24 protein-coding genes and 1 tRNA gene are annotated in these 20,263 nt (G+C 36.6%); 12 read left to right on the top strand and 13 right to left on the bottom strand.

Features of this window, described 5'->3' with window-relative positions; translation table 11 throughout:
- Positions 1 to 697: 697 nt before the first annotated feature.
- On the bottom strand, positions 698 to 1,873 hold the full coding sequence (locus tag J2S74_RS06295; protein WP_307323153.1) for a DUF4317 domain-containing protein: 1,176 nt from the start codon (positions 1,871 to 1,873) through the stop codon (positions 698 to 700).
- Positions 1,874 to 2,248: 375 nt separating this feature from the next.
- Here J2S74_RS06295 and J2S74_RS06290 point away from each other — a divergent pair, with 375 nt between their 5' ends.
- Entirely contained in the window at positions 2,249 to 3,055 is an 807-nt protein-coding gene (locus tag J2S74_RS06290) for a hypothetical protein (protein WP_307323151.1), read from the top strand.
- A gap of 173 nt (positions 3,056 to 3,228) precedes the next feature.
- On the opposite strand, the gene J2S74_RS06285 is transcribed toward J2S74_RS06290, so the two are convergent.
- A tRNA-Val gene (locus J2S74_RS06285) sits at positions 3,229 to 3,304 on the bottom strand.
- A 762-nt stretch (positions 3,305 to 4,066) separates the two neighbouring features.
- On the opposite strand from J2S74_RS06285, the gene pgsB reads away from it, so the two are divergent.
- From pgsB to ggt, 4 genes are read left to right on the top strand one after another with little or no spacing between them, the layout of a single operon-like run.
- On the top strand, positions 4,067 to 5,251 hold the full coding sequence (pgsB, locus tag J2S74_RS06280; RefSeq protein ID WP_307323179.1) for a poly-gamma-glutamate synthase PgsB: 1,185 nt from the start codon (positions 4,067 to 4,069) through the stop codon (positions 5,249 to 5,251).
- 15 nt (positions 5,252 to 5,266) lie between these two features.
- The gene (pgsC, locus tag J2S74_RS06275) at positions 5,267 to 5,731 is read left to right on the top strand and encodes a poly-gamma-glutamate biosynthesis protein PgsC (RefSeq protein ID WP_307323150.1); all 465 of its coding nucleotides are present in this window, start codon (positions 5,267 to 5,269) and stop codon (positions 5,729 to 5,731) included.
- A gap of 14 nt (positions 5,732 to 5,745) precedes the next feature.
- A complete protein-coding gene (locus J2S74_RS06270; protein WP_307323148.1) occupies positions 5,746 to 5,907 on the top strand; it encodes a hypothetical protein in 162 nt (53 codons plus the stop codon).
- A 47-nt stretch (positions 5,908 to 5,954) separates the two neighbouring features.
- Positions 5,955 to 7,574 (top strand): gamma-glutamyltransferase, encoded by a 1,620-nt coding sequence (ggt, locus tag J2S74_RS06265; protein ID WP_307323146.1) that lies wholly within the window; start codon positions 5,955 to 5,957, stop codon positions 7,572 to 7,574.
- 94 nt (positions 7,575 to 7,668) lie between these two features.
- Here the strand turns inward: ggt and J2S74_RS06260 are convergent, their stop codons facing one another.
- Positions 7,669 to 7,866, bottom strand: coding sequence for a hypothetical protein (locus tag J2S74_RS06260; protein WP_370875971.1), 198 nt, complete (start codon positions 7,864 to 7,866; stop codon positions 7,669 to 7,671).
- A 379-nt stretch (positions 7,867 to 8,245) separates the two neighbouring features.
- Entirely contained in the window at positions 8,246 to 8,806 is a 561-nt protein-coding gene (locus tag J2S74_RS06255; protein ID WP_307323142.1) for a phosphatidylglycerophosphatase A family protein, read from the bottom strand.
- 318 nt (positions 8,807 to 9,124) lie between these two features.
- On the opposite strand from J2S74_RS06255, the gene J2S74_RS06250 reads away from it, so the two are divergent.
- Together J2S74_RS06250 and J2S74_RS06245 are read left to right on the top strand one after the other, a co-directional pair.
- Positions 9,125 to 9,640, top strand: coding sequence for a YjcG family protein (locus J2S74_RS06250; RefSeq protein ID WP_307323140.1), 516 nt, complete (start codon positions 9,125 to 9,127; stop codon positions 9,638 to 9,640).
- Between the two features lie 2 nt (positions 9,641 to 9,642).
- On the top strand, positions 9,643 to 10,065 hold the full coding sequence (locus tag J2S74_RS06245) for a GNAT family N-acetyltransferase (protein WP_307323139.1): 423 nt from the start codon (positions 9,643 to 9,645) through the stop codon (positions 10,063 to 10,065).
- 232 nt (positions 10,066 to 10,297) lie between these two features.
- On the opposite strand, the gene J2S74_RS06240 is transcribed toward J2S74_RS06245, so the two are convergent.
- A complete protein-coding gene (locus J2S74_RS06240; protein ID WP_307323137.1) occupies positions 10,298 to 10,774 on the bottom strand; it encodes a hypothetical protein in 477 nt (158 codons plus the stop codon).
- Positions 10,775 to 10,949: 175 nt separating this feature from the next.
- Here J2S74_RS06240 and J2S74_RS06235 point away from each other — a divergent pair, with 175 nt between their 5' ends.
- The 3 genes from J2S74_RS06235 to J2S74_RS06225 all read left to right on the top strand — a co-directional run bounded on the left by J2S74_RS06235 (position 10,950) and on the right by J2S74_RS06225 (position 12,416).
- Positions 10,950 to 11,606: an MGDG synthase family glycosyltransferase gene (locus tag J2S74_RS06235; RefSeq protein ID WP_307323135.1), complete on the top strand. Its 657-nt coding sequence runs from the start codon at positions 10,950 to 10,952 to the stop codon at positions 11,604 to 11,606.
- Positions 11,607 to 11,608: 2 nt separating this feature from the next.
- On the top strand, positions 11,609 to 12,091 hold the full coding sequence (locus J2S74_RS06230) for a glycosyltransferase (protein WP_307323133.1): 483 nt from the start codon (positions 11,609 to 11,611) through the stop codon (positions 12,089 to 12,091).
- A gap of 79 nt (positions 12,092 to 12,170) precedes the next feature.
- Positions 12,171 to 12,416, top strand: a complete 246-nt coding sequence (locus J2S74_RS06225) for a transcriptional regulator (RefSeq protein WP_307323132.1) — start codon at positions 12,171 to 12,173, stop codon at positions 12,414 to 12,416.
- 52 nt (positions 12,417 to 12,468) lie between these two features.
- Here the strand turns inward: J2S74_RS06225 and J2S74_RS06220 are convergent, their stop codons facing one another.
- From J2S74_RS06220 to J2S74_RS06190, 7 genes are all read right to left on the bottom strand, one after another.
- The gene (locus tag J2S74_RS06220) at positions 12,469 to 13,602 is read right to left on the bottom strand and encodes a bifunctional cystathionine gamma-lyase/homocysteine desulfhydrase (RefSeq protein WP_307323130.1); all 1,134 of its coding nucleotides are present in this window, start codon (positions 13,600 to 13,602) and stop codon (positions 12,469 to 12,471) included.
- Positions 13,599 to 14,528 carry a PLP-dependent cysteine synthase family protein gene (locus tag J2S74_RS06215; protein WP_307323128.1) on the bottom strand — a complete coding sequence of 310 codons (930 nt, stop codon included), beginning with the start codon at positions 14,526 to 14,528 and terminating at the stop codon, positions 13,599 to 13,601. The genes J2S74_RS06220 and J2S74_RS06215 overlap by 4 nt, the downstream gene beginning before the upstream one ends.
- 11 nt (positions 14,529 to 14,539) lie before the next feature.
- Entirely contained in the window at positions 14,540 to 15,013 is a 474-nt protein-coding gene (locus tag J2S74_RS06210; protein ID WP_307323126.1) for an S-ribosylhomocysteine lyase, read from the bottom strand.
- A 24-nt stretch (positions 15,014 to 15,037) separates the two neighbouring features.
- Positions 15,038 to 15,685, bottom strand: a complete 648-nt coding sequence (locus J2S74_RS06205) for a class I SAM-dependent methyltransferase (protein ID WP_307323124.1) — start codon at positions 15,683 to 15,685, stop codon at positions 15,038 to 15,040.
- 189 nt (positions 15,686 to 15,874) lie between these two features.
- A complete protein-coding gene (gene nfsA, locus J2S74_RS06200) occupies positions 15,875 to 16,627 on the bottom strand; it encodes an oxygen-insensitive NADPH nitroreductase (protein WP_307323122.1) in 753 nt (250 codons plus the stop codon).
- A gap of 137 nt (positions 16,628 to 16,764) precedes the next feature.
- Positions 16,765 to 17,124 carry a YppG family protein gene (locus tag J2S74_RS06195; protein WP_307323177.1) on the bottom strand — a complete coding sequence of 120 codons (360 nt, stop codon included), beginning with the start codon at positions 17,122 to 17,124 and terminating at the stop codon, positions 16,765 to 16,767.
- A 63-nt stretch (positions 17,125 to 17,187) separates the two neighbouring features.
- Positions 17,188 to 17,616 carry an Hsp20/alpha crystallin family protein gene (locus J2S74_RS06190; RefSeq protein ID WP_307323120.1) on the bottom strand — a complete coding sequence of 143 codons (429 nt, stop codon included), beginning with the start codon at positions 17,614 to 17,616 and terminating at the stop codon, positions 17,188 to 17,190.
- 190 nt (positions 17,617 to 17,806) lie between these two features.
- Between J2S74_RS06190 and J2S74_RS06185 the strand changes: the two genes are divergently transcribed.
- Positions 17,807 to 17,998 carry a hypothetical protein gene (locus tag J2S74_RS06185; protein ID WP_307323118.1) on the top strand — a complete coding sequence of 64 codons (192 nt, stop codon included), beginning with the start codon at positions 17,807 to 17,809 and terminating at the stop codon, positions 17,996 to 17,998.
- A 240-nt stretch (positions 17,999 to 18,238) separates the two neighbouring features.
- Here the strand turns inward: J2S74_RS06185 and J2S74_RS06180 are convergent, their stop codons facing one another.
- Positions 18,239 to 18,925, bottom strand: a complete 687-nt coding sequence (locus J2S74_RS06180) for an ATP-binding cassette domain-containing protein (protein ID WP_307323116.1) — start codon at positions 18,923 to 18,925, stop codon at positions 18,239 to 18,241.
- 223 nt (positions 18,926 to 19,148) lie between these two features.
- On the opposite strand from J2S74_RS06180, the gene J2S74_RS06175 reads away from it, so the two are divergent.
- Positions 19,149 to 20,243, top strand: a complete 1,095-nt coding sequence (locus tag J2S74_RS06175) for a mechanosensitive ion channel family protein (RefSeq protein WP_307323114.1) — start codon at positions 19,149 to 19,151, stop codon at positions 20,241 to 20,243.
- Positions 20,244 to 20,263 lie beyond the last annotated feature (20 nt).

The raw sequence follows: 20,263 nt of genomic DNA, 5'->3' as shown, positions 1-20,263 counted from the left end.
GTAAGCAAATATATAGATTAAATAGATAGATGAGAATAGGGCTCGAAGGCAAAGAGAAATACCGGAAAGGAAAAACCACGTGCCTCCTCTGTGCTATACCTTGGTTGGTTTAGGTTAACGCACGTCACGAGTTAGTGGAAAAGTCCTTTATACGGAAAGATAAAATGTGAAAACCCACGAATATCAGAATGCTAACCGCAGTAGAGTTTTTGCCTTCGTGCCGTGTCCTTAACATCTATTCAAATAAATAATAAGGAGGCATGAATATCTTTATTTCTTCTTTAGCTTAAACAAGTGTCTCAGCTCTTTAAATGGCAGTCAAGGAGAGCACTTGACAACCATTTAAAGAGCTGAGGTTAAAAAATTAAGCTAAAGAAAGGAAAAAATAATCAAATAGGCAAACAAGGCAACAGTGGAAGGAGCCAAAAAGTAGCTCCTCTTCTTAAGAGTATCCAAAAATAGTCGCATTACTAATTTAGAGAGGGAGCCTTGACAGTTTCGTTCATATCAGGAGGCTGAAGCATTACCCGCGGAAAGCGTCCGCCTGGAACGGATTCGAGAGACAATGTACAATTTTCATACCCCATGGTGAAGAAATTTATTAGCATGGGTTCTTCCGGGAAACTTTGCAAACTAAAAACCCTTCTATATGACAGTAAAGTTATATAGAAGGGTCTATTAAGGTTAGTATTAGAATTTAATTATTTCCTGCAAAGGCTTCAGGAATCATCGTGAATCCGTTGATCACAGTGTCTTCTTCCACTTCAATCATGAGGTACCGTTTTCCCTCGAAGTTGACTTGTCTAACGTATCGCAAGTCTTGAGGGCTAATGGAAACGTTCGCTACTTTTGTATTGATTTTGATGGATTTTGATTTGTATTTTGGTACGATACTAGTTGCACTTATTTCATATTTTTCATCATCAATTATTTTTTGAAAAGCAGATTCTACCTTTTCTGAATTTATATCCTTTATTCCGCTCATCGTTAACACTTGTTCGACGTCTTTGTAGTCTAATTTCGGTGCTTCTTCCTCTTCGTTCTCTTCTACTACACGATTAATTTCTTCATAGACATGGTGGAGGGTGGTGGTGTTTAGTTGATCTCCCGTTACTTCTTTGACAATTTCCTCAAAAACAATTTTTTCATCTTGAGCAGTCATGGGCTCTTCCCCATTTAATACTTCTTCGATGAAGAAATGATCCGGTTCATGTGCTTTCCCCGCTGCGTATAGTACATGGTTAACATCCATGGCATTGTCTGTAAAACAAGGAAATAGAAACCCTGATATGGGAGCATTTAAGTTGATAATTGGGTCCACCACAATATTGTATTTGAATTCCTTTTCTACATAGTCAAAGAGTAATTCCTTCTTTGGATCCTGTGTTTTATTGATACTGCAAAGGATAAAGGAATGGGAATAAACAGTATCCCGATCACTTTCTTCCGTCTCATTACTTTGACGCTTCATCGGTTTAAAATATTCCCCTCGGATAAAACTGATGACAATATCCATCTCATATTGGCGCTTCTCTAACATTTTTCCCACAATCTTAAGCATTTGTTCTGTCCAGCCTTCTACATCACTACTTAGTAATCCTTGATGTAGAATAAGCTGACTATTATTTTCGACGTCACGCTGGAATTTTAATTCAAATAGCTTCTCATTTAATTGGCCTCCAAGCAGTTTTTTGAAGTTATTCATAAATAGCTCTTGCTGATCCTGGTCTAGCATCTCAAATGGCTGGCTCTGATAATGATAGATTTCACTAGAATCCTTCATAATATATACATTGAATATGTCGCTGATTTTTAGTAAATCGTTATTCACTTTAAATTGTTTGCGAATGTTTGCTACATCTTTTTTGTTCATATAAAATTCCAACTCCTAAGCTGATTTAATCAATAAATAGTGGTAAAAGTTTTTATTTTCAACTCTGAAAGGTATCTTTTTATTTTATCAGAGGCTATGAAAGAATAATATTAAATTTTCTCTTGTTTAGGTAGGATGTTTTCATTTTTCAACTAACCAAAATCGACAGGGATTAGGTAGATATTGTGTCTAAATTGTGAGTGAAGTGACGTAATTAAGAAAAAACGTTCTTCTTTTTTAAAAAAACACTCCCTTTTCTTTAAAAGTCGTGTATTTAATAAGTTATGGGGTGTTTTCAGGAAATGAGGTGGAGGGAAGGAAGGGTTAAAAGAGCTGATAGAATATTAATCATTTAGGAAAAAAGGGGATAGCTTAATGTGTGAATCATTTAACGAATTTCCGTTGCTGTTGCGTCCACAATTAGCTGTAAAAATAGGGCTGAACGAAGCAATCATACTTCAACAAATTTATTACTGGAATGAATTGAATAAAAAAACGGGAAAAAACTATAAAGTTGGTTATTACTGGACATACAATAGCTATGAAGAGTGGAAGGAACAATTTCCATTTTGGAGTACGAGTACCATAAAGCGAATAATGGAAAGTCTAGAAGTAAAGAAGTTAATTGTTACCGGTAATTATAACAAGCTTAAAATTGATAGGAGAAAATGGTATAGAGTTAATTATCCTGTCCTAGAGGCGTTAGAGAAAATACCATTGGATCAAATTGACTTGACCAATTTAGCAAGTTGGTATGATCATTTAAGCACGTTGAACTTACCATTACCAGAGACTAAATCAAAGAATACTTCAAGGACTAACAATAAGGAAAATGGGGCAATGAAACATCGCCCAATGCTTTCCTTTCATGAATTTATTCAAAATCATTCTGTAGATGATAGGACTATAAATGTGATTCAGTGTTATTTAACCAAATTTAAAGAACACAGAAAAAAAGAACATCGAAATTTAAAAACTAAACAATGGGAAGAAATCGTTTCTAATATGTTTTATGTCATTGATGAACATAATGGACAAGACTTTGACTTAAGTGAATTGGATGTAGTTAACATGATACACAAACACTTCGAAACAAAGTACTATGGCAAATGTGACTATAACATTCTACATTTTATGAACCATAGAATTCGAGTGAAAAGGACGTATGAAGTAATAGTTTAATATATCTGTTCTTCTTATATTGCATGAAAACACCCGATTTTAAACCTAAACATTTACCAATGTGTAAAGCATCAAATACTCCCTTAACGAAATAGATGTATCGTCGCTACCTTTTACATATGCACAAAAAAACCAACGTTTCCAAACGTTGGTTTTTAAACAATTATTATGTATGGTGACCCATACTGGGTTCGAACCAGTGACCTCTACCCTGTCAAGGTAGCGCTCTCCCAGCTGAGCTAATGGATCGTTAATATGGATTATAACTAAAACTTTATAGCAAAAATAACAAAATGTCAAGCTTTACAATGAAAAGTAATACTATTTAAACATTATCTATTGAAAGTTACTTTTAACGAATCGAGTTTTCATTTTTTTCAATATCTCATAAAAATAAATATTACCATTACGATAAAATTACATTTAAATATGTACTACATTACAAAATAGGAAGCTTAACCTAAATATACACAATTGCTAATATTTAATAAGTCCTATTTCTTTAAGTGATTTATATAATCTAAATAAAGAAATTAACTCCAGTAGCCCTTGTCCTTCATATGGTATTCCTCTCTTAAATATTTATATTACAATTTTTAATTTCATTTTACAGAAAAGATGCGTATTCTATTTTTCCTAATTTACTTCATGCATCATTTTATTCTTTTATATATATATTGTGAAAAAAGTAACAATAATTATCGAGAAATTATAAAATATTTCATGAATATGGGAAGTTTGGCTTGTTATGTCGAGTGAGATTTGTATCATTTACACTTTTTGATGGGTTTTGTAGTATTTTGATTGGGCAACAAACCATTTGTAATTCCATTTTGTGATAGAAATACAAAGGAGGCGTGGGAATGCCAATAATAACTGTACTCCATAATACGTAGTAATCTGATCTATTTAATATAAAATAAGTGTATTTAACGGAAGGTACCAATGAAGAACCAAAGTAAAAGATTCAGAATAAAATTGAAAGTTTAGATGGAGGTAGAAAGAATGGTACTGATCCTTATCATTATTTTAGTAAGTTTAGCCTTTTTAATAGGTGTTAGAGAAAAAGTGGTCCACCAAAAAAATATTGATAGTATTCCTGTTCGTGTAAATATTAATGGTATTAGAGGTAAATCTACTGTTACTAGATTAATAACAGGTGTTTTACATGAGGCAGGGTATAAGACAGTAGGGAAAACGACGGGAACAGATGCTAGAATGCTTTACTGGTTTGATAACAAGGAGGAGCCTATAAAGAGAAGATTAGAAGGACCCAATATAGGAGAACAGAAAAAAGTAGTAGCAAAAGCATCACAATTAAATGCAGAGGCCCTTGTAAGTGAATGTATGGCTGTAAATCCAGATTATCAAACAGTTTTTCAGGAAGATCTCTTACAAGCGAATATTGGTTTAATTGTAAATGTTTTAGAAGATCACATGGATGTTTTAGGTCCTACATTAGAAGAGGTAGCAGAATCTTTTGCTAATACTATTCCTTATAACGGCCATTTGATCGTTAATAAAAGTAGGTTTGTAGAATATTTCAAAGAAATAGCGGAAGAACGAAATACCCAGCTTCATGTTTGTGATACGTCTAGGATTTCAGAGGAGTTCCTAAAAAGATTCAAATATATGGTGTTTCCAGAAAATGCAGCTTTAGCTTTAGCTGTGGCCGATATATTGGGTATAGATCAAGAAACTGCATTTAAAGGAATGCTAAAAGCGTGGCCGGACCCAGGGGCGATGCAAATTTTACCAATAGGTGATATGGACAGGCCTAGTTATCTTATAAATGGATTTGCTGCTAACGATCCTACATCAACGATTAATATATGGGAACGTGTAAAACAATTAAGCTATCCTACAGAAGACCCGGTTATCATTATGAATGCACGGTCCGATCGTGTGGACCGTACCGAGCAGTTTATAAGGGATGTTTTACCAAAAATTAAAGGAGACACGTTAATAGCTATGGGGAGTACAACAGGTCCAATAGAAAATGCCTACAAAAATGGAGATTTCCCTATAAATAACTTCTTAAATTTAGAAGGAAGAACTACGGAAGAAATTGTACAAGTACTCCAACCGTTTTTATCTGGGAGGTCTATTTATGGAATTGGTAATATCCATGGGGGAGCGGATGAGTTAGTGAAGCAGCTAGAACAAATTAAAATTAAAAATGTAACTTCTGCATAGAAATGAGGTCATGTAATGTTTGGATTTGATAGTGGAGATGTTTATTTAGCTATGGTAGCTGGGGTTATTTTCAGCTTATTTTATGCTGAGAAAACTGGGGTACTACCAGCAGGATTAGTTGTCCCAGGTTATATTGCTATGATGTTTGGTGACTTAATTAATATTGCTGTTGTTTTTTTAATAAGTTTTATCACCTTCTTGATCGTGATGAAGGTTATTGCTAAATTCACGATTCTATATGGAAGAAGAAAGTTTACGGCTATGCTGACAGTTGCAATACTCCTTAAACTATCGTTTGACTATATGTTTCCTAGCTTGTCAATGGCTGAAACTGTAGAAGGATTGAAGGCTATTGGGATTATTGTTCCAGGTTTGATTGCAAATACAATTCAAAAGCAAGGTGTACTACCAACAGTTGGAAGTACAATGCTGCTCAGTGGATTAACATTTAGTTTTGTGTTTTTATTTAATATGTTTTAAGGGGGAAGTAGTAAATGATTGCTTTAAAGGATAAAAATAAAAAACATTTACAATCAACGATGTCATTTAGTCAATGGGTATTAAAAACTATCAAAAAACATAAAAAAAGGGCTAATATTGATGTCATATTGGGTTTGAGTATTACTACCATTATATTACTAGTTTATTTGGTATGAAAGCTATGTTCCATAATAACTGGTTTAATGCAATACTAATATGCTTGGTGTTAGGCATAGTAATTATTTTGAATGTAAAAGAAGATAGTTTTTCGAAACAAGTTCATGTTTTTACAAATAAGAGCAGCGATTTTATTATTAGTAGTAATTTTGAAGGGGAACAGATTAGTACATATGGAATTACATCCGATAATCCCTTAGCTACTCAAGTAGGGATAAAGATACTCGAACAGGGTGGAAACGCGGTTGATGCAGCAATAGCAGTCTCTTTCATTTTAGGGGTAGTGGAGCCATTTGGGTCGGGAATTGGCGGTGGTGGAATTATGTTAATTCACCCTGGTTATGGTGAAGATCCAGTAGTTTACGATTATAGAGAAACAGCACCAATTCAAATGGATTCAAACGGTATAGGAATACCTGGTTTTGTTAAAGGAATGTATGAGGTACATAATGATTTTGGGGAAATGGATATTCAAAAGTTAATCGAACCTTCCATTCAGTTTGCTGAAAATGGTGTACCAGTTTCTCAATCTTTAGCTGAGCGATTTGCTTTTGCTGCAAATCGCTTACCTCCCTTAGATCATTTCTTTCCAAATGGCAAAGCCTTAAAAAAAGATGATATATTAATACAAACTGACTTGGCGAAAACATTAAGAAGTATCCAAGAGAAGGGACCGAGTGTTTTTTATCATGGTTATATAGCAGATAGTATTATGAGACAAGCAGGAAGTATCGATAAACAAGACCTTCAATCTTACAATGTAGTAGTTAAGGATCCCTTACAGGGGAAATTTGATGAATTCGATGTATATACTCCTCCTCCACCAGCAGGTGGAGTAATGCTAATTCAAACCTTACTATTAGCTGAATTATTAAATATTGAAGAAACAAAAACGAATAATTCTATTTTTACCACATTAATGGGTTTAATAAATAGAAAGAGTTACAAAGACCGTTTGCATAAAATTGGGGACCCAACTTTTGTAGATGTACCAATGGAAGAAATGATTAGTCAAGAACATATTGATTATTTAGCATCCAATATTACTAATCTTAATTTGTATGAAGAAGGTAGTTTGCAATTAGATTCACAGGCTGATATTGATGACCATGAAAACACAACACATTTTGTGGTGGTAGATTCAAATGGAATGATGGTCTCAGCTACCAATACACTGAGTAATTTTTTCGGTTCTGGTAAGTATGTAGAAGGTTTTTTTCTTAATAATCAATTACATAACTTTAGTAATACTACAAATTCACCAAATAGGCCCGAGCCTGGCAAACGTCCCTATAGCTATATTTCACCAACCATATTGGCGAAAGATGGTAAGCCTGTTATGGGAGTAGGCAGCTCTGGAGGTAGAAGAATAACCTCAATGATCGCACAGACATTGATCAAAATGATTAAGTTTAAAGAGCCAATTCAGTCATCGATAGAAGCTCCTCGTACATTCTTGGAAATTGATCAAGATGTTTTGACAGTTGAAAAAGGGTTTATCTTTTTAGAGGATTTCGTTGAACGTGGCCTCCGTGTTGAATATTCTAATAGTAATTCCTATTTCGGTGCTGTCCAAGCGTTAGTAATTGATTATCAAAATAATAAAATTTATGGAGGTAGTGACCCGAGAAGAGGTGGATCTTGGAAATCAAAAGTTGAGGATTAAATTCCATCAAATTGTTACAAAATATGAATATAAATATCTTTTGCTTACGAAATAGAATATTTATGATGGGAATGAAGATATATAGAACTTCAAGTTACTCATCATACGTATATCGAACAACGTAACGGTCGTTTTTAATTTTGCGGATTTCTACCCATGGTGGGATTTCATAGCCGTTGATCCAATTATCTTCAATTTTTGCTTTAACACAGCTTGCTTGGAATTTAGAGTTAAAGATTTGCTTGAAATAGATCCATCGAGTTTTTTTTGGCGTTGGTTGCGAATTGTTCACTGGATTCACCTCATGTTTTAGCTAGCTTGCCATGCACAAAAGAATATCACTATTTGGAAAAATAATCAAGAAGTGCTGTTTGTTTTTTATAATATGCAATTAGGTGTTCAGTGATACGGAATTTGCTGACTGATGAGGCTATATTTACAGTGGTAATGGCTTCACTGGTCGCACGGCAACTAGGAGAAAACGCTCCTAGTGGCCTCTTAAAAAGAGTACGACGGCTATGCTCTTTACATATAGTGTTTGTATTTGCTCCGCTCGTCGCTCGCCAACTACGAGAAAACCACTCGTAGTTGGCTTTTAAAGAGGGCGACGGCTATGCAAATACTTCGAGCGGAACTCAAAAGGTTAAAAACATACCTTTTGAGTTCCGCTCTTATCCAATCCGTTCTTCTCGGTCTTTATTAAGGATTTCTTCTTCACGCAGTTTTTCCTGTTGGTCTCTTAAGCGGTGTGCCAAGCGGCTGGAGGCATTGGCAGCAATACTGCATACTAGGTCATCTAAGAATGTATTAATGGAGGTACCTGTTTTACTATCTAAGTCTTTAATTATCCCAATTTTCTCTTTGTCTAAATAGCCAAAGGTGGTAATGGCAATACTGCCGTAGCCAAAAACGGAGCCAAAGGCAATGGTTTCATCGACACCAAATAGTCCTTCGTCCATTTCCACAATAGATTGTAACGGTTCACTCAGCTGTTTCTTTTCTGCTAACTTATCTAATTCTACTCCAACTAGGATAGCATGTTGAATTTCCCGCTTTGTAAGGACTTTATCTACACTGTCTATGCATTCTTCCATTGTTAATTTTTTATTGTAAGGATGCTGCATTTCAAACACAATCATGGCAATATCCTCAATGGTTACTCCCCGCTCCTTTAATAAATCCCTTGCTGCTTTTTCTACGACGTGGCAGTGTACCGGTTCTCTTTTTTTCATATTTTCCACTCCTCGTATTGTCATCCATTTCATGAAACTTACTCTTATTTTAACATATGTAAATTTTAATTTTTCTGAATATGCTTAAGGGTGAAAATATAAGGCTGTTATTGCAACTATATTCTTCTAAAAACAACAATTTATTAGAAAAAAGACAAATATAAAAAGGGGAAATTTTGTATTTAGAAGGTATTTAAAAGTACCATGTAGAAAACTATACATAGCTAATTTTCCAAAATATAATCGAAGTGGGTTAGAGCTAATTAGTTTGGGAAATATAATAAAAATTAAAAGTAAGGAAAACTGGAGGGGAACAAATTGAGATACGGAATTGCGATTTTTCCATCAAAAAAGCTACAAGACATTGCTAATTCATACCGAAAACGTTATGATGCACATTATTCCAAAATCCCGCCTCATTTAACACTTAAAGAAGCCTTTGAAGCTGATGAAGAGGATATCAAGGGGCTTGTTAAAGATATTCGCAAGATTGCTAAAGAAACGAATCCTTTTTCCATAGAAGTCTACAAGTTTAGCTCCTTTTATCCAGTTACCAATACAATTTATATGAAGGTGAAAGAAAATGGGGAACTCGAAAACCTTCATGAGAAATTAAATAGTGGCAAACTAGCGGCAGCACGTAAGTATCAGTTTGTCCCTCACATCACAATCGGACAAGAGTTGGACAATGATGAATGCTCCGATGTGTATGGTAGGTTACGGTTAGAGACCATTAACCATGAAGAAACAATAGACCGCTTTTCCTTATTATATCAATTGGAAAACGGTACTTGGACAGTATATGAAACGTTCTTATTAGGGAAGGAAGATTAAGCTTGGAAGTACGTAACGCCACAACAGAAGAAGAACTGAAAGATGCATATAATGTAAGAAGAAAGGTGTTTATTGAAGAACAGCAAGTACCAGAAGAGATCGAAGTGGATGAGCATGAGGCTGAGTCTATTCATTTTGTTGCCTATGACAATGGGGAAGCTGTTGGTGCAGGACGGTTAAGGGTCTTTGAAGATTATGGCAAAGCAGAGCGGGTTTGTGTTCTTGCCTCTCATCGAAAAAAAGGTGTAGGGGAGCTTATTATGAGTAAAATGGAGGAAAGGGCACAAGCAGAAGGAAAGCCTGTCCTTAAGCTCAATGCCCAAACCCATGCCGAACCCTTTTATAAAAAAATTGGTTATGTAACCTCATCCGATTTATTCTACGATGCAGGCATACCACACGTAGCAATGAAAAAAGAGTTATAACAAAGAAAAAAACGCATGTAACTTCATTAGAAATTACATGCGATTTTTTTATATTAAACTGTTTACGGGAACTTTATGGCTTTTTTGAAAAAAGTTTGGAGAAGCGGAAGGCAGTGACTCCAGCGGGAAAAGCAACTGCTGAAGTGTTGCCCGCGGGGAACCAGGACGGTGACATTACGCCTGTAGCGTATCCAAACAAATATATTCTTCTACAATAACCTTTTGAAAAAGTCTAATCTTCTAACTTACTTAAATCAATTTCTGCAATTACATTGGGGCCATCTAAAATAAGTAAAGTGGAGTCATAGGCATATTTTTTTACTTTATCAAGATCGGAGCCTTCTTTTATTTCATACTCAAGATGAAACTTAGATTTATTACTAGGTTCAAAGGAACCACCGCCACCTCCACCTCTAAAAATCATTTTATCGTACTTTGAGTCCTGAACCATTTCCATTAAACTAGCCAATTTCTCATTGGGTCTTACAACAACTTCAATACCAAAATAGTGATGACCAGGGTAATCAAACTTACTCTGTATAGGAGTGTCACCTGTGTTTTCAATCGTGAAGTCGTATCGAAGAATTCGCTCCGATTTAATGACTGTCGTTTCTGAGTTTGTAACCTCAAGCTTGTCCGTATTATCAAACCCTAATAATATTCCTCCAATTAAAAGACCTATAAGAAGTATTGCTGCAATCTTTTTCATGTGCTACCTCCTTTTTTCTCGTTAATTTCCATTATTCACGTGTACTGTTCATTTAAACCTCATTCCGTTATTAAGTAACAAGCTATCGTCCATTAAATTCCCCTTTTTTTGTATGAATCTTCAATAACTACGCGATACTATTTGGTACGTATGATAAATATGGGGTGTTAAACAAATGTCGAAACGGATGGTTATTTTTACTGTATCAGTAGGACAAGGACATCACCAAGTTAGCAAAGCCCTTCAAGAGGAATGGGAAGAGCGAGGCTATAAAGCAGATATTGTTGACATCTTCTCTTATATGAAAAAAAGAACTGCTTTTAACATGAAGAAGGCTTATTTCTACAGTATTTATTCTGTTCCCAAGCTGTGGGACTGGACATATCAATTTACCAATTGTAAGGCTGCCTCATGGCTTCTGTCTCCTTTGTTAAGGATTTGGTGGAAAAAACTATTATCCTTCTGTGAACAGGAAAGCTATGAAATCATTGTCACTACACACCCATTAGCAAGTCAAATTGGTTTGATGATTAAAAAAAATTTATCCCATAAACCAAAACTATTTGCGGTGTTAACGGATTTTTCCACCCATTGCTTGTCTATTTCCAAGGAAATGGATGCGATTTTTGTTGCAGAAAAAGCAGAATTAGAAAAACTAAGGAAGAAAAACCCTCAATGTACCTTTTATTCCTATGGAATCCCCTTAAGAAAAAAGTGGGATGAGCCTGTGGAGAAGGAGTTATATCAAAAAAAACTGAATCTCCCTTTTTCCAAAAAAGTATTAGTCATTGCAGGGGGGGGGAGGGTGTTTACTCAGAGGATAAAATTATGAGAATGCTTCAAAGAGAGCTAATTAGTTTCCATGTTGTATGGTTTTTAGGTAAGGGAGATAAGGGGAAAAGGGACACTGTCCAATTAGAAAATGGTACGACGATTCAATACATGTCTTTTTCAGAGGATTATCCTGATTATTTAAAGGCAGCTGACCTTTTCATTTCAAAACCAGGAGGGGTGTCCATGGCAGAAGCGCTTCATTGGAAAATTCCAACAGGAATTTTATCTCCATTACCTGGGCAAGAAAAAATAAACCAGAAGGTATTAAATCAATACGATCATATTACATTATTAGATAAAAACGTATCGTTGGCAGATATATTTAATAATCTGGAAATAGACCAAAGAATAAGGGAGAAAAAAACGGAGGAGAAGGCCCGTGTGAGAATTGTAGACCGTATGGTAGAGCACATCTGTAAAACTACACCCACTGTAAAAGAACGTTCCTTTATTCCAAGCTTTCTCCGTAGACAGCTATCTTAAACGAAGATGGATTTGACATAAAGAACGTTCGTTCGTATAATGTGAAATAGAACAAATGTTCTTTGGAGGTGGAGTGAGGGTGGAAAAGTTTTTTCAAAAAGCCCAGTTTTCGGGACAACCAATAATGATTATGTATTTATCCCAAAAGGGGATGGTAACAAAACGATTGGTTTCTGTAGAACATATTAATGGTGATTCTATCCTAGGCTTTTGTCATTTACGAAAAGCAAAGCGACGCTTCCTGTTAGATAATATTCTCGCAGCTTTACCCCCCACTAGCATTGAAATTAAGGAATATATGAATGTGGTTACTAAATCAATATAAAAGAGGGCGAGACAAAAGGTGTATTTATAGCCTTTTGTCTCACCCCATATTTTTATGCGTCTAATGCTTGTTTTAAGTCCTCAATAAGGTCTTCTGCATCTTCAATACCTACAGAAATACGAACAAGTCCGTCTTCAATACCTAAATCTAATCTGCGTTCACGTGGAATAGAAGCATGAGTCATTCTTGGTGGTAAGCTGATTAAACTTTCTACTGCACCAAGGCTTTCTGCTAATGTAAATAGCTTTGTTTTTTTCAACACTTCTAAGGCTCTTTCGTCACTGCCCACATCGAAGGAAACCATCCCACCGAAGCCCGTTGCTTGGTTTTTGTGTGTATCGTGACCAGGGTGACTTGGGAGGCCTGGATAAAAAATATTGGTAATATCGTCACGGCTTTTTAGGAAGGCAACGATTTCTTGTGTATTCTTCTCCGTTTGTTCCATACGGATAGCTAATGTTTTAATTCCACGGATCAGTAACCAAGAATCCTGTGGTCCTAACACGCCTCCAACGGAGTTTTGTATAAAGTGGAGTTCCTTCGCCAATTCTTCTGTTTTGACTACTACTAAGCCAGCGACCACATCACTGTGACCCCCTAGATATTTGGTCGCACTGTGAAGGACGATATCTGCCCCCAGTTCAATAGGGTTTTGAAAATAAGGTGTACTGAAGGTGTTATCAACCGCAAGTAAAAGGTTATGTTCGTCTGCTATTTCCTTCATTTTGCGAATGTCAGTAACCTTTAATAGGGGATTTGTTGGTGTTTCCACATAGATCATTACTGTGTTATCTTGGATCGCATCCTTAACCTTTTCTGGGTAACTCGTATCTACGAACGTAACATCAATATTCGATCGGTTCAGGATTTTAGTCATTAGTCGGTATGTTCCACCGTATACATCATCCGTTAGAACAATATGGTCACCGCTTTTGAATAGGTGCATAACGGCAGAAATGGCTGCCATTCCTGATCCAAATGCAAAACCAGCATGACCTCCTTCAAGGTCGCGGATCAACGCTTCTAACGCTTCCCTAGTAGGGTTTCCCGTACGAGAATATTCGTATTTAAAGTTTCCCACACCTTCTTGCTTATAAGTACTAACTTGATATATTGGCGTAGAGACAGCCCCTGTGAACTGATCTCCAACAATACCTCCATGAATTAATTGTGTTTTTTTCTTCATGTGTTTTCCTTCCCTTCATATATTCCTGTGCTTAAATAGCGTTCGCTACTGTCAGGAAAAACGGTTACAATATGTGCCCCTTCTTTGGCTGTTTCGGCCTCCCTTAAAGCGGCGGCAAAAGCAGCACCAGAGGAACTTGCCACGAGTAAACCTTCTTTTCTTGTTAGTTCTTTCACCCATTTGAATGCCTCATCATCTGTAATCGTATGAATGGCATCAAAATAACTTGTATCCATATATTCCGGTAAAAATTCCATGCCAATACCTTCCGTACGGTGTGGACCTGATTCTCCACCATTTAAAATAGATCCTTCCGGCTCCACAATAACGGTCTTTACATTAGGTAGGACTTCCTTTAAATAGCGTGCTGTCCCCATGAAGGTGCCGCCAGTTCCCGCTCCTGCGACAAATACGTCTATTTTACCATTTAAGTCCTTGTAAATTTCAGGGCCTAATGTTTTAAAGTACGTATTTGGATTTGCTGGATTAGCAAACTGAGATGGGGAGTAGGAGTCTGGAATTTCATCTAGAAGCTCTTTCGCTTTAGCAATTGCCCCAACCATCCCTTTTTCCGTTGGTGTATTTACAACCGTCGCCCCTAAAGAACGCATCAGCGTTTGCTTTTCCTGACTGAATTTTTCTGGAACAACAAAAATGACCTTCACATCTGTTCCAACAGCAGCGAGTGCCAGGCCAATCCCAGTATTTCCTGCCGTCGGCTCGATTAGTGTCCCTGTAGGACTAATGCGATTATTATCAATGGCTTCTCGGATGAGTTCTTGGCCGAGACGGTCCTTGACGCTGCCACCTGGATTGAAATATTCCAGCTTTGCAAAAAGTCGGACGCTGTTCGGTAATTGGAACTGAGTGATTTCAAACAATGGGGTATGACCAATTAACGAATGAATGCCTTTATAAATTGTCATTGGCGTATCTCCTATGCTTCTTGAGGAAAAACTTCCGTCCATTCCTCTTTCTTAGCAAGCATTTTCTTTGCGATTTCTTTCGCGCCTTCTAAAGAGTGAGAAGCAGCCCAACCGCATTGTACTTCGTTACAAGCTGGTACTTCTGTTGCAACTAGGACATCATTTAATGTTTTTTCAAGAAGCTCAAGGACGTTGTCATAGCTCTCGTCATTAATAATGGATAAATAAAAGCCAGTTTGACAGCCCATTGGACTGATGTCCACAATTTGCGAGTGGTGGTTTCTGCTGAATTCCGCCATCATATGCTCTAAGGAGTGAAGTCCAGGCATTTCCATATGCTCTTTGTTAGGTTGGCAAAAACGGATATCGTATTTGAATATTTTATCTCCGTTTGCCCCTTCCGTCGTACCTGCAAGGCGTACATAAGGTGCAATTACCTTCGTATGGTCTAAATTAAAACTTTCTACGTTCATTTTTTTTGTCATGGTTTGTTTCCTCCCTTTGTTGGTTTAAGTCTCTCTCTTTGTAGCCTCAAGAATCCATACATACTTATTCATGGAATCAAACTTTACTTCAAAGCCAGCTTCTTCAAAAATAGAGGACATCGCTGGTAAAGTGGTGTAATATTCCGTTTGAAGATCTTCTGCTAAATTATAAAACTGATTAGACTTCGCTTGTAGTATGACTTCTTCCTTATATGCTTCATTCATAAACATTGTATCAGCGAATACAACTTTTCCGCCAGTCTTTAGGAGCTCATAATATATTTTTGCAGCTTTTAATTTTTCTTCGTCTGTTAAGTGGTGAAAGGCATACGTTGATACAACAGCGTCCACTGGCTCGTTCGGAACTGGGAATTGGAGAAAATCACCAGGCAGAATAGTTGCATCTGGCAGCTTTTTCTTTGCTTCCTCCCTCATTTTATCGGAAGGCTCTACTCCAGTTACTTCTGTATTTGGTTTTGCGAGCAAAAATTTAGTTAGGTTTCCTGTACCTGTACCAAATTCTAGTATCCTACCATTTACTCTTTCCGTAACTTCTTGAAGGATCTGACCGTATCCCTCGAAAACCTCTTTGTATTCTTCATCCATACCGGATACGGTGGCATCATATGTGTCCGCCCATCTGTTAAATAAATCAACAAATTCTCTACCCATTTACGTTCACCTCTTGATGATAATATATCAATCCATATAAAACAGATTAATTTAATCGGAATTAACTATCTGTAGTTTATCATATGCAGGGAAAACAAGCAACGAAACGAAATGGAACGTTTAAGGAAGGAGGGGGAAGGAAGAAAAAGGATGCTCCTGTAACTTTTGGAACATCCTCAAAAAAATTAATTACGAACGCATAAACCCTTTTTTCTTTAAAAACTCGTTTATTTGCATTCGTCTTGGGGTTTTCAGCATATTTGCCATTTGTTCTGTCCAGCGGTCGGTGCGCTTACCGCCTGTTCTGCGGTTATAATAATTAGAGATCGTTTCGTTATAATTCTGGAGTTGCTCCACAAATTTTGCATTATCCTGTTCATAAACTTCTTCATGATAAACATTTGCCATCGGCAAACGTGGTTTCTTCTCTGTGTCTCCATCAGGGTGGCCTACCGCAAGTCCAAAGAGTGGAATAACATACTCAGGTAATTTTAATAGATTAGATACTTCCTCAATTTCGTTTCTAATTCCTCCAATATAACAGATTCCTAACCCCATGGATTCTGCTGCCAGTGTTGCATTTTGGGCAGCCAATGTAGTATCCACGATTGCTACCATAAATTTCTCCGTGCTTTCTAAGGATGGGCCTACATCTACCTTTTCCATTTGCCCAGCTATTTCGTGGCGGTGAAGGTCGGCACAAAAGACAAAGAAATGACCATTTTTTTCAACATAAGATTGGTTACCAGCAAGCTCCGCTAGTCGAGCCTTCGTTTCTTTGTTTTTTACACCGATAATGGTATACGCTTGTATGTAGCTGGAGGTGGAGGCCATTTGAGCAGAGGAAACGATTGTCTCAATTTGCTTCTCCGTTAAAGCTACGTCCTTAAACTTCCTTATAGACCGATGGTTCAGTATCGTATCAATTACTTCATTACTCATCAATTTCACACTCCCAAAGTGAGATTTTTTATTAAAATAATTGTAGCATAGGGGCTAGGGAAAATTGAAAGGACCTGCCCATGGACGAAGGCAAAAATAAAAACGGGCACCATGCCCGCTTTGTTTTCTATTTGAAATTAAGAACTACCGCCACCGCCTTTTGCTCCAAATAGGCTTCCCACTTGCTTAACTATTGGTGAAATTTGGTTCCCTAACTTCACCACTTGGTCGATCGTGTTGGATGTTTTCTCAAAATCAAATTTACCTTGTTCGTTTTTAAAGGCATTCATAAAGCTTGTTGTTGGTCTTGGTGGTAAAGGTGGATACCCGTAAGGTCCTAAGTTCCCTTGAAAAGCTTGCTGCGGTTGTTGTTGTTGTTGTTGCTGTTGTGTTTGTTGTGGTTGTTCTTGTTGCTGTGACTGTTGCGGCCGTTGTTGCTGTTGTTGTTGAGGTTGTTGCTGCCAATAAGGCGGAAAATGTTGGTAAGGGGGATACATTCCATGATTAGGCTGATGATAGTATCTCGTATTATTAGGGGGGAAGTACATGGCTCATCCTCCTCACTTTATTTGAATTCTTTTTCTCTTATTAGGGATTCGAATGGTCAATATTCCATCCCTTAATTCAGCATTTACTTCTGATTCATTGACACCAAATGGTAAGGCAACAACTCTTTCTGCCCGCTCATATCGACTATTGTGCTTTATTAGTTGATTTTTGTCGTCTTTTTGTTCCAAAATCTCTTCCGACTGTACGGAAATTTTAATATAGTTGTGATATACATCAAGAGATATTTGTTCCTTTTTTATACCAGGAATCTCCGCTTCAATGACGTACTCCGATTGAGTTTCATACTGATTAATTGGTATAAATCTAGCGGCACTTAATTGGCGAAACGTATCTTGAAATAAAGAATCTAAGGATTGCAGAATTTCTCCAAATGGACCTTCACGGAATGGTTGGAGCGAGTTCTTCTTCTCTTGACTCATTGGAATATCACCTCACGAAAATATGTTTTTCCACTTATAACATATGAAACATTCAACTAGATGGAATGGGCACATATTGATTTTTTTTAAAATTACCGTGATACATTTATAGGAAGAAAAGTGGCAACTTTATCCTGATTAGAACGTATAAGATATTGGACATTTGTTTTTGGAAAGGGAGGTTCCAGTTATGACGGAGTATTATTTGGTCATTTTCATACCTTTTTTAATATCTGCCATTATGGTTATTGTGGAATCGTTCCAATTAGTCTTAGGAGTGTTTAAAAAGGATATTTTTGTTACGCAGGTATTAGGCTTTTTATCTTTTACTCTTTTGTTAACTGCTTTAATAATAACTGCTCCAGAAGAAATAGGGCCATAATTGTAGCCAAAACAAGATAAAATGAGTAAAATTTGTGTATAATGTGGATGGATTTGTTTAAAGGAGTTGTTCTGTATGGGTAAATTACATAAATTTCTTATTATACTCTTTCTTGTTGGGTCGGTGGCTGTAGTGGTTGTGTACACCATTTTAACAATACTTGCCGTAATTTATGGAGCAGAATAAAGATGGTAAGACAAAAGGCTTGTAAGTTAGCTTTTTGTCTTACCATCTCTTTCATCACACAGCTTCATTTTTTTCTTCTGATAACTGACAGTTTTTTAACTTATAGAAACGGTCGGCCTCTTCGATGATTGTTGGATCGTTACTAATTACGATGATTGTGGAGCCTTTTTTTCGGGCAAATCGGAACAACTGTGTTAACACTTCATTCCCCTCATTGCCAGTCAGCTCCTTCGTTGGCTCGTCGGCTAAAATTAATTTAGGATTAGTCATGAAAATTCTAGCGATCGTAGCTAGAATTTGATCCTTCGAACTTAAGCCTTCCAATGTTTCATTCATGGATTCGAAGGTAAATCCTAGATCAAGAAGAATTTGTTCTGCTTCATTCTCTTTTACCCGATAAATAGGATCATCCGCTTCTATACCCAGGAGAAGATTTTGTTTTGGTGTTAAGTAAGGAATCAATGCCCCCTCATTCGTAATGTAACCAATATTGTCTAAACGCCATTCAGGTCGCTTCTTAAGTGCCAGTAAATCTTTCCCAAGCACTTTTACAGTACCTTTATTAGGTGGAGTCATCGCTGCAATCATACGTAATAATGTTGATTTACCCGTTTTTTCTCCCCCAGAAATAACAACGAGCTCCCCTTCAGTAACATGAAAATCCATATTTTCAAATAAAACCTTCATTTCTGAACCATTTGAAAAACGTTTCAAAACATTTGTTAAACTGACCGCATACATCAAATAGTCACCCCCACAAAGTAGTTGACAACCTTCAAATACTCCCATTATCAATATTAAACCATTTATTCACAAAGAATGAAACCGCTAACATAGAAAAAGTTTGACAATTTTATAAACTTAAAAACTTCCCATTATGGGGATGGTGGTAAGTTATCTTATTATTGTTTAGAAGGTTATGTTACTGTATTATTATGTGAATAGGAAAGGAAAGGGGAAACATATGGGTTTAGAAGCGTTTTATTTTGATTGGAGAGACCTTGGAATAGCAGTGGGGATCGTAATTATTTTCCATGTTTTTCGCAAGATCTTTACTACATATATATTTAGATTGGTACTACGTTTTTCAAGAAAAGCACCTACAGATATTGTAAGCAACGTCCTGCTAGCTTTTGAAAACCCTTTAAGATTATTTTTTACGATGATTGGTTTTTACGTAGCTATTGTTTATTTACCAATGCCGGAGCAGGTGGATGATTTTATGAATGAACTGGTGCTCAGATCCTTCATTATCGTTCTTGTGGCATGGGGCTTATTCAATTTGTCGGGTACTACTTCATCCGTCTTTGTTAAAATAGGGAGAAGGTTAAATGTAGAAGTAGATGACATTCTCCTTCCGTTTGTTTCAAAATTACTTCGGTTTGCCATTATTGCCATGGCCTTAAGCATTATTGCTGATGTATGGGGATATAACGTAAGTGGCTTTGTGGCCGGACTTGGCTTAGGTGGACTAGCCTTTGCATTAGCAGCTCAAGACTCCATCAGCAACTTCTTCGGGGGAGTCGTCATTATTACGGAAAAGCCTTTCTCTATTGGTGATTGGATAGCTACCCCAAGTGTGGAAGGGACAGTAGAGGATATTACGTTTCGAAGTACAAAGATACGAACCTTTTCTCAAGCACTTGTCACGGTCCCAAATTCCACGTTAGCAAATGAACCTATAAAAAACTGGACGCAAATGGGGAAGCGGCAAATCACTTTTAACTTAGGTGTGATGTACTCTACACCGAAGGACAAACTGGAACGTTGTGCTAGAAGAATTGATGAAATGCTAAGAAATCATGAAGAGGTTCATCAAGAATTAATCATGGTTCGATTTGATAAGTTTAATAACAGCAGTTTAGATATTTTTATTTATTTCTTTACGGAAACAACCCAATGGGTTAAGTTCTTAGAAGTAAAAGAAGATATTAACTTTCGTATTATGACTATTCTAGAGGAGGAAGGAGTTTCTGTTGCCTTCCCTAGTAGAAGTATTTATATGGAAAAAGGACAAACAACAGAAGGTAAGATGTTTGATACTAATACAGGTCTATAAGACTCTAATTATGGAAAGGT

Source organism: Evansella vedderi (genome assembly GCF_030813435.1).
Classification (GTDB): domain Bacteria; phylum Bacillota; class Bacilli; order Bacillales; family Salisediminibacteriaceae; genus Evansella; species Evansella vedderi.
The sequence above is the reverse complement of the archived record's forward strand: the minus strand, read 5'-3'. Positions and strand labels throughout refer to the sequence as shown.